This is a genomic window from Umezawaea sp. NPDC059074, from assembly GCF_042738955.1.
In the GTDB taxonomy this organism is placed as follows: domain Bacteria; phylum Actinomycetota; class Actinomycetes; order Mycobacteriales; family Pseudonocardiaceae; genus Umezawaea.
The window spans coordinates 13,499-21,422 of record NZ_JBHYHC010000140.1 but is presented as its reverse complement, the minus strand read 5'-3'; the positions used below and the strand labels follow the sequence as shown (position 1 = coordinate 21,422).

Below are 7,924 nucleotides of genomic sequence, written 5' to 3'. Positions count from 1 at the left end.
GACCACCCCCACCACGCCCACCCCCCCCCCCAGCACACCCCCCACCGCGGGGCGCGGCGGGCCCCCTGGTGGTGGGCGGCCGCCCCACCTCCGACCCCTGCGAATGTGGTCGTCGGCCGATCACGACCGCAACGACACCGGTCGATGTTCACTCGAACTGATCATCTTGGGTGGTGATCGTCGCAGACCTGATCACTCGGATGGCGCTGGTGCCGGGTCAGGACTTCCCGTAGGTCAGGAGGCGCGGCAGGTCACCGCCGGGGCGGACCACTGGCCGTTGGCCATGACGGTGAAGCCGAACGTGGTGCTGGCGCCCGCGGCGAGCGACCCGTTCCCGTTGGGCTTCATGGTCATGACGTTGCCGCTGCCGTCCCAGCTCGGCGTGCCGTTCCAGGTCGCCGACACCTTCTGCGGCGACGTCACGGTGACGGTGGACGTCCACGTGCTGATGGCCGTGCTGCCCGCCTTGATGGTCACCTCGCCGTTGAAGCGGTCGCCCCACGTCTGCGACGTCCGGTAGGTGGCCGTGCAGGAACCGCCGCCGGACGGCGGGGTCGTGGTGGTGGTCGTCGTGGGCGGGGTGGTGCCGGGGCCGTCCGACGGGGCGACGGCCTGGCCGGTGGACGTCGAGATCATGCCCGCGCACAGGCCGCGGCTCGCCAGGCCCGAGGCGATCTGCGGGATGGCGTTGACGGTCGTCTGGTAGCCGTCGTGCATGAGGATCACGCCGCCGTTCTGGAGCGTGGACGCCGCCTGCACGATCGCGGACGTGCTCGCGCCGTTCCAGTCCTGCGAGTCGACGCTCCACAGCACCTCGGTGAGCCCGAGCTGCTGCTCGACCGACTTCAGCGTCGCGTTGGTCTCGCCGTAGGGCGGCCGGAACAGCTTCGGTGTGTCCCCGGTGGCCTGCTGCAACGCCTGCTGCGTCTGGGTCAGCTCGGAGGTGATCTCCGACTGGGACAGCTGGGTGAGGTGCGGGTGGGTCCAGCTGTGGTTGCCGATCCACATGCCCGCGCTCTTCTGGGCGCGCACCAGGTCGGCGTTCGAGCCGACCTTGTTGCCGATGTTGAAGAACGTGGCCCGCAGGTTCGCCGAGCGCAACGCGCTGAGCAGTGCCGTGGTGTTGCCTGCGACGGGGCCGTCGTCGTAGGTGAGGCCGACGTAGCCGTTGCGGCAGTCACCGCTGGGCGGGGTCGTCGTGGTGGTCGTCGGCGGCGTGGTCGTGCCGCCGCCGTTGAGGGCGTTGAGGACCGAGGTGTACGCGGCCTTCTTGTTGCCGGAGCCGTCGAACAGCAGCGGGCTGTCACCGGAGCGCCACGAGTCGCTGTCCCGGATGCCCCACACCGTGATGCCGTTGCAGCGCGCCACGGCCAGGCAGTCCTTGGTCACGTTGCCGTAGGTCGTGCCGGACGCGCCCTGGATGTCCAGCTCGGTGATCTGCACGTCCACGCCGAGCGCCGCGAAGCTGGACAGCGTGGTGCGGTAGTTCGACGGGTACGGCGAGCCGCTGTTGAAGTGCGACTGGAAGCCGACGCAGTCGATCGGGACGCCGCGCGACTTGAAGTCCTGCACCATCCGGTACACGGCCTGGGTCTTGGCCTGGTTCCAGTCGTCGGTGTTGTAGTCGTTGTAGCAGAGCTTCGTGTTCGGGTCGGCCGCGCGGGCGGCGCGGAACGCGGCCTCGATCCAGTCGTTGCCGGTCCGCTGGAGGTTCGAGTCACGGCGTGCGCCCGAACTGCCGTCGGCGAACGCCTCGTTGACGACGTCCCACGCGTAGAGCTGGCCCTTGTAGTGCGTGGCGACCTGGGTGACGTGGTTGAGCATCGCCGACCGCAAGGCGGACCCGCTCATGCTCTGCATCCAGCCCGGCTGCTGCGAGTGCCAGGCGAGGGTGTGGCCGCGGACGCGCATCCCCTGGCTCTTGGCGTGGCTGACGATCCGGTCCGCGTTGCCGTAGGAGAACTGGTTCTGGTTCGGCTCCGTCGCGTCGATCTTCATCTCGTTCTCGGGCGTCACCATATTGAACTCTCGGTTCAAAATGCCCACGTATGTCGAGTCCGAGAGTTTGCTCGCCGCCACCGCGGTCCCGAAGTACCGGCCGCTCTCACTCGCCGACGCGCCCAGCGTGGTGCCCGCGCTGGCCACGCCGGGGACCACGAGGGCGACCGCGCCGAGCACGGCGGCAGCGCCCGCCAGCACCGCGACGCGCCGCGGCGGTCGTGTCCGGCCCGCGGGTGGGCGGGTCCCGGCTCCGTCGATTCTCGACATCTGTCCTCCAGAGGGATGGTGAGTGCAGGGAGATCCCCGGAAACAAACTGATCGAAACTTTCGGCAACAATCACTAAACTTCTCGTAACGTAGGATCACGACCGCGTTACGTCAACGGCCCGAAGCCATATGAGATGCCGTATCCCGCAGGCAAACGCGCAGAAACCGCCACGGGCGGGAATGACAACGTTGCCGAAAGTTTCGACTAGCGAGTGGCCTGGCTGATCCGAGCGAGCCAAGACGCCTCGGCGTCCAGATCGTCGGCGAAGGTCAACGCGGGCTGCCGAGAGAACGTCACGCCGTCGCGGAACGCGGTGAGCGCGGCCGTGACGCACGCGGCCTCCGCGGCGACCTTCGCCTCGTCGGCGCTCGCCCCGGACCGGACCGCGCGGTCGAGGGCCTCGTCGTGCACGTCGGCGCTCAGGTGCGCGCGCAGCGGGCCGATCAGCGCGTCCCGGATGCCGATCACCCGGTTCCGCAGCCGGGAACGCCGACCGCGCGGCGGTTCTCCCGCGGGCAGGACGTCGCGCAGCGCGTCCGCCAGCGGCGCGAGTCGCCGGTAGCTGCGTTCCCGGCTCCACCGCAGCGCGATCCTCGACCCCCACGCGGGCAGCAGGATGCCGATCGTCGTGCACAGCACGGCGGGCAGCAGGAACAGGGCCTGCACGCCCTTCGGCCCGTTCTCGTTCCACGGCAGGGGGTGGCCCGCGACCAGCGCCGCGAGGTAGACGATCTTGTGAACCCCTTGCAGGAAGCCGAAGAGCGCTCCGACGCCGAGGAAGCGCAGGCCGAGCCGGAGGAACCGGCGTTCGATCCGCCGGTGCCGCCACGCGAGCCGCACCATGCCCAGCAGCACCACCCCGCTGTAGAGCTGCGTGGTCAGCACGAACGCGAGCACGCCCCGGTCGCGCTGCCCGGTCCAGCCCAGTTCCCGCATCCCCAGCCGGAACGGGCCCGCCAGGTAGGTCACCGCCAGCAGCGCGAGCGCCGCCGCGACCAGCCACCGGTGCCGCCGGACGCCCCGCCGCACCTCCTCGGGATCGGGTTCCACCAGGTGCAGGGCGAACACCGACGCGAAGTGGAACATCGCCATGACCGCCGCGTACTGGGCGAACTGCGGCAGGCAGGGCACCCCGCCGAGCAGCCGGTCGACGAACCAGTACCAGGTCGGGTAGCCGAGCACGAGCGCCACCTGGAAGCACAGCGTGGCGAGGAACAGCGCGAGGACCGCGGGGTCGCCGGGGTTGCGGCGCACCGCGGCGAGCCGGAACACCAGGACCACGGCGACCATCGCGGTCACCGCCAGGTGGATGGCGTTCGCCGCACTCACCGGTCAGTCCTCCAGGACCTTGCCGAGGCGCGCGGTGAAGCCGTCCTCGCCGCCCGAGCGGCGGTCGCCGACGCGGTCGAGCACGGCGTAGGCGAACGACTCGGCCTCGGCTTCCTGTCCGTCGGCGTAGCCGAGGTGCCTGCGGGCCAGCATGATCTTCAGCGCGTCGCCGCCGAGGTCGGGGAACAGGCCGCCGAGCGCGTCGCCCAACGCCTCCGACCCGCCGTGGCCGCACAGGACGTGGCCCAGCTCGTGCAGGACGATGTGCTCCTGGTGCGGCGGGGACGTGTCGCGCTCGTAGCAGAGGAAGTCGACGTCAGCGGTCGCGAGCCACAGCCCGCACGGCCCGAGCGCGGCCAGTTCCAGCGGCGCGAGCACGATCGGGCGGCCCCGCTCCTCCCCCACCCGGCGGCACAGCTCGCGCACGTCGAACGGGCGCGGCAGGTCGAGCCCGTCGACCAGGTCGCGCAGCCGCCGGGAACCGGACCGGCGCATCAGCGGGGGTCGTCCGGGGTCGCCGGTTCGAGGCCCTCCAGCTTGCGCAGCTGCTCGGTCAGGGCCGTCACGGCCTCGACGCTGCCCGCGGACAGCCCGACCATCCGGGTCGCGGCGTGCGCGATGCCCGCGTCGCGGATGACGGCGGCCAGCCCGATCTGCGCGGCGACCTGCTCGGTGGTCTGGTCGTCGAAGAAGAACGCGACCGGCACGCCGAAGAACCCGGCCAACCGCTCCACGGTGTCCTTGGTGGGGTTGGTGTTCTTGCCCGAGCGCAACGCCGAGAGCAACCCCGTGGACAAGCCCGTCGCGGCCGAGACCTCGGGGTGGGTGAACGACTTCCGGCCACGGGGGTGCACCTCGTGGAACAGGTAGTCCACCTTCTCCGCCAACGTCCTGGGCGTGCTCACCCGGTCATCCTAGTGACCCGCGGCACGGTCGATAACGCTGTGTTGACTGGACCAACCGGTCCGGATAGCCTCGGCGTGTCATTAAAGTGATCGAGGGGGAAAGTTCGGTCACTGAGATGCCAACAGGGGGCTTCACGTCCGTCCGAGCTGTCCGCGCACGGCGGCGGTCGCGTGGTAGGCGCGATCCGCGAGGACTCGGACGCGTCCACGGCGACGCCCTGGCCGGGTGGGCGCTGCCCGCTCGAATCGAGCGACCGCGGCGCCAGGGGGGTGCGCCACGATCGCGCGCGGGCCCGCGTTGACGGTTCGCCGCCAACGCGGGCCCTTTTCAGCCCACCCCCGGCACGTCGATCACCAGCTTCGCCAGGATCCGGTCGAGAGCGGCGTGCTCCTCGGGCGTGATGCGGTCGAACGACTCGGCCAGCACCCGGTCCAGGAGCGCAGCCCCGGCCTCGCGCACCTCGCGCCCCTTCGCCGTCAACTGGTGCCGAACCGCACGACCGGGCCCGGGAACGCGCTCGACGAGCCCCCGCGCCTCCATCCGCACGGCCAGCGCGCCGAACGACTGGTCGGTCTGGAACGTCAACTGCGCGAGGTCGTGCAGCGAGGCACCGGGGTTCAAGTCCATGTGCCGCAACGCGTCCCACTGCACGATGCTGATGTTCAGCTCCGCCAACGCCGCGTTCGCGCCCCGGTGGTGCTGCATCTGCAACCGCTTCACGGCCAGACCGGTCCTTTGCAGTGAACGCTCCATGCCCCGATGCTAGCTCAACGTCCTTAACTAAGCTTGCTTATATCAACATGCTTGGTTACTGTTCCGCCCATGGCACCCACCCACCTGGACACCCGCACCGAGCGCACGACGGCGACGTTCGCCTGCGCCGCGATGCTGGTGTCCTACCTGCCGTTCTCCGCGGTGAACGGGGTGCTGGGCACGATCGGCGGAACCACCTCCGACCTCCAGTGGGTCGCGGCGGCGTTCACCGCGGCACTGGTCGCGACGGTGCTGTCCGGTGGCGTGCTCGGCGACCTGCACGGCCGCAGGCGCGTCGCCCTGATCGGCCTCGCGCTCACCGTGACGTGCACGGTCGTCGGCTTCCTGGCGGGCGACCTGATCCCCGTCCTGTGGCTCGGCCAAGCGGCGGGCGGCCTGGGCGCGGGCCTGGTCATGTCGTCCACGCTCGCCCTGATCGCCGCACGCACCCGTGCCATCGCCGCGTGGGCGGCGTCCAACGTCGTGGGCCTGGGCGCGGGCCCGTTCCTCTCCGGCGTGATCACCGAACACGCGGACTGGCACTGGCTCTACCCACCCATCACCGTCCTGGCGATCACCGTGATGGTCCTCGGGGCGACCCGAGCACAGGAGTCGTCCGCCCCCGAGGGCCGCTCCCCGGACTGGCCGGGCCAACTCACCAGCGCGGCGGGCATCGTGGCACTCGTCTACGGCGTGATCACCGGCGGCTCGACGGGCTGGACGTCACCGCAAGCACTGATCGGCCTCACCACAGGCGTCGCATTCCTGACCACGTTCGTCCTCATCGAACACCACTCGACGGCTCCCCTGCTGCGCCCAACCCTGTTCACCTCACGGGGTTTCACCGCGGCGGGCCTGTCGGCGATGGTCGTGCTGTTCACGATCGTCGGCATCGTGTTCGTGCTCAGCCTGTTCTTCGCCCACCAGCACGTAACCGCACTCGGCATCGCCGTCCGCCTGGCCTGTCTGTTCGGCGGCAACGCCGCGGCCAGCCTCACCGCCGCCCACCTGCAAACCCGTTTCAGCCCCCGAGCAGTACTCATCGCGGGCCCACTGGTAGCAGCGGCCGGCTTGACGACCCTGCTCACCACCACCGACACCACCACGCTGACCGGCTTCGCCGGCCCGTTGCTCCTCACCGGCGCGGGCTGCGGCCTCGTCATCGCCACCAGCACAGCCGTGGCCGTGCACTCAGTCCCCCGCGACCACTCCGGAATGGCAGGCGCGGCCAACAACGCGCTCCGCCAACTGGGCGGCGCACTGGGCGCGGCCGTGGTCGGCGTCATCTTCGCCACCACCGCGCACACCAGCTACACCAACGCCCTCCACACCTGCGCGATCTCTCTCGCAGCACTGCTAGTCCTCACCGCGACAACAACCCACTTCCTCACACGGGAGAACACATGATCACCCTCGACGGCATCGGCCCCGTGGACGTCACCTACACCGACCAGGGCGAGGGCCACCCGGTCCTCCTGCTGCACGGAGGCGGCGGCCCCCTGACCGTGCAGGCCTTCGCAACCCTGTTGTCCACCAGGGAGAACGCCCGAGTCATCACCCCGACCCACCCCGGCTTCGCAGGCACACCGCGCCCGGAAGCCCTCACCACAGTCGGCGACCTGGCAGCCCTCTACGTCACTCTGCTGGAATCCTTGGACCTCGACGACGTCACCGTCGTCGGCAACTCCATCGGCGGCTGGATCGCCACGGAGATGACCTTGCTCAACTCCCCCAGGATCAGCAGCGTGATCATCGTCGACGCCGTCGGCATCGACGTCCCGGACCACCCGGTGGCCGACTTCTTCTCCCTCACGATGGCCGAGGTAGCCCAACTCAGCTACCACAACCCGGAGAAGTACGGCATCGACCCGACCAAACTCCCGCCAGCAGCACAACAGGCAATGGCGTCGAACCGCACCACTCTCGCCACCTACACGGCAACGGGCATGACCGACCCCACCCTCACCGGCCGCCTCTCCACCAGCACCCCACCCCCCACCCTCGTTGTGTGGGGCGAAGCAGACCAAATCGCCACCCCGGCCTACGGCAAGACCTACGCGAACACCATCCCAGGAGCCGAATTCCACCTACTCAACAACACCGGCCACCTCCCCCAAATCGAAACCCCGGAAGAACTCCTCACCACCATCTGGACCTTCGCCTCCAAGCACACCACCCGCTAACCCCCTGGGCCACAGGATCAGGGAGCGGGAAGGCAGTAAGACTCCAGGCCGAGTCCAAACAGGACAGACAAGGTCATCGGGGTAAGCAAAGCTGGAGCACGTCGAGGCAAGCCGGAACAGGCGAGGACGACCCGGACCCGACCGAGGCGGGCAAGTAGGGGCCGTAGGCAAAGCAGGACAACTCGACCCGCAGTGAGTGCAAGCGGACGCGCGACCAGCTCCAATACCAAACGCGCCCACCGATTCACGGCCAACGCAAGCGGAAGCACCAAACCGGGCCTCACCGCCAAACGAGCCCCACCAACCTCACCCACGGCCAAAGCGGCCGCACGCAACCCTGGTGGCGGCCAGACCTCCCGCCCCACCCCGATCCGAAGCGCCTTCGCACCCGTTTTTGTTGGGGCAGCCGCCCGGAAACGCCGGGGCACAGAAAAACCTCGGGGTATATATATAGGCCGGCGTGTGGGGGGTACGCCACCCCAGG

Annotated in this window: 7 protein-coding genes; 2 read left to right on the top strand and 5 right to left on the bottom strand. The window is 69.6% G+C overall.

Translation table 11 applies throughout. The features are described from left to right. Positions 1-234: 234 nt before the first annotated feature. The 5 genes from ACFWW9_RS38665 to ACFWW9_RS38645 form a co-directional block, all read right to left on the bottom strand. Positions 235-2,268, bottom strand: a complete 2,034-nt coding sequence (locus tag ACFWW9_RS38665) for an endo-1,4-beta-xylanase (RefSeq protein ID WP_390387489.1) — start codon at positions 2,266-2,268, stop codon at positions 235-237. A gap of 205 nt (positions 2,269-2,473) precedes the next feature. Next, positions 2,474-3,598: an MAB_1171c family putative transporter gene (locus ACFWW9_RS38660; protein ID WP_390387488.1), complete on the bottom strand. Its 1,125-nt coding sequence runs from the start codon at positions 3,596-3,598 to the stop codon at positions 2,474-2,476. A gap of 3 nt (positions 3,599-3,601) precedes the next feature. After that, entirely contained in the window at positions 3,602-4,093 is a 492-nt protein-coding gene (locus tag ACFWW9_RS38655; protein WP_390387487.1) for a hypothetical protein, read from the bottom strand. Then, positions 4,093-4,503 carry a helix-turn-helix domain-containing protein gene (locus tag ACFWW9_RS38650; protein WP_390387486.1) on the bottom strand — a complete coding sequence of 137 codons (411 nt, stop codon included), beginning with the start codon at positions 4,501-4,503 and terminating at the stop codon, positions 4,093-4,095. Before ACFWW9_RS38650 ends, ACFWW9_RS38655 begins: the two co-directional genes overlap by 1 nt. A 328-nt stretch (positions 4,504-4,831) precedes the next feature. After that, positions 4,832-5,257: a MarR family winged helix-turn-helix transcriptional regulator gene (locus ACFWW9_RS38645; protein WP_390387485.1), complete on the bottom strand. Its 426-nt coding sequence runs from the start codon at positions 5,255-5,257 to the stop codon at positions 4,832-4,834. Between the two features lie 69 nt (positions 5,258-5,326). Between ACFWW9_RS38645 and ACFWW9_RS38640 the strand changes: the two genes are divergently transcribed. Together ACFWW9_RS38640 and ACFWW9_RS38635 are read left to right on the top strand one after the other, a co-directional pair. After that, the gene (locus ACFWW9_RS38640; protein ID WP_390387483.1) at positions 5,327-6,664 is read left to right on the top strand and encodes an MFS transporter; all 1,338 of its coding nucleotides are present in this window, start codon (positions 5,327-5,329) and stop codon (positions 6,662-6,664) included. After that, positions 6,661-7,440 (top strand): alpha/beta fold hydrolase, encoded by a 780-nt coding sequence (locus ACFWW9_RS38635; RefSeq protein ID WP_390387481.1) that lies wholly within the window; start codon positions 6,661-6,663, stop codon positions 7,438-7,440. Before ACFWW9_RS38640 ends, ACFWW9_RS38635 begins: the two co-directional genes overlap by 4 nt. Positions 7,441-7,924 lie beyond the last annotated feature (484 nt).

Bases quoted from the DNA above. Each gene is read 5' to 3' on its own strand.
- ACFWW9_RS38665 (WP_390387489.1), bottom strand. From the start codon at position 2,268: ATGTCGAGAATCGACGGAGCCGGGACCCGCCCACCCGCGGGCCGGACA.
- ACFWW9_RS38655 (WP_390387487.1), bottom strand. From the start codon at position 4,093: ATGCGCCGGTCCGGTTCCCGGCGGCTGCGCGACCTGGTCGACGGGCTC.
- ACFWW9_RS38645 (WP_390387485.1), bottom strand. From the start codon at position 5,257: ATGGAGCGTTCACTGCAAAGGACCGGTCTGGCCGTGAAGCGGTTGCAG.
- ACFWW9_RS38640 (WP_390387483.1), top strand. From the start codon at position 5,327: ATGGCACCCACCCACCTGGACACCCGCACCGAGCGCACGACGGCGACG.
- ACFWW9_RS38635 (WP_390387481.1), top strand. From the start codon at position 6,661: ATGATCACCCTCGACGGCATCGGCCCCGTGGACGTCACCTACACCGAC.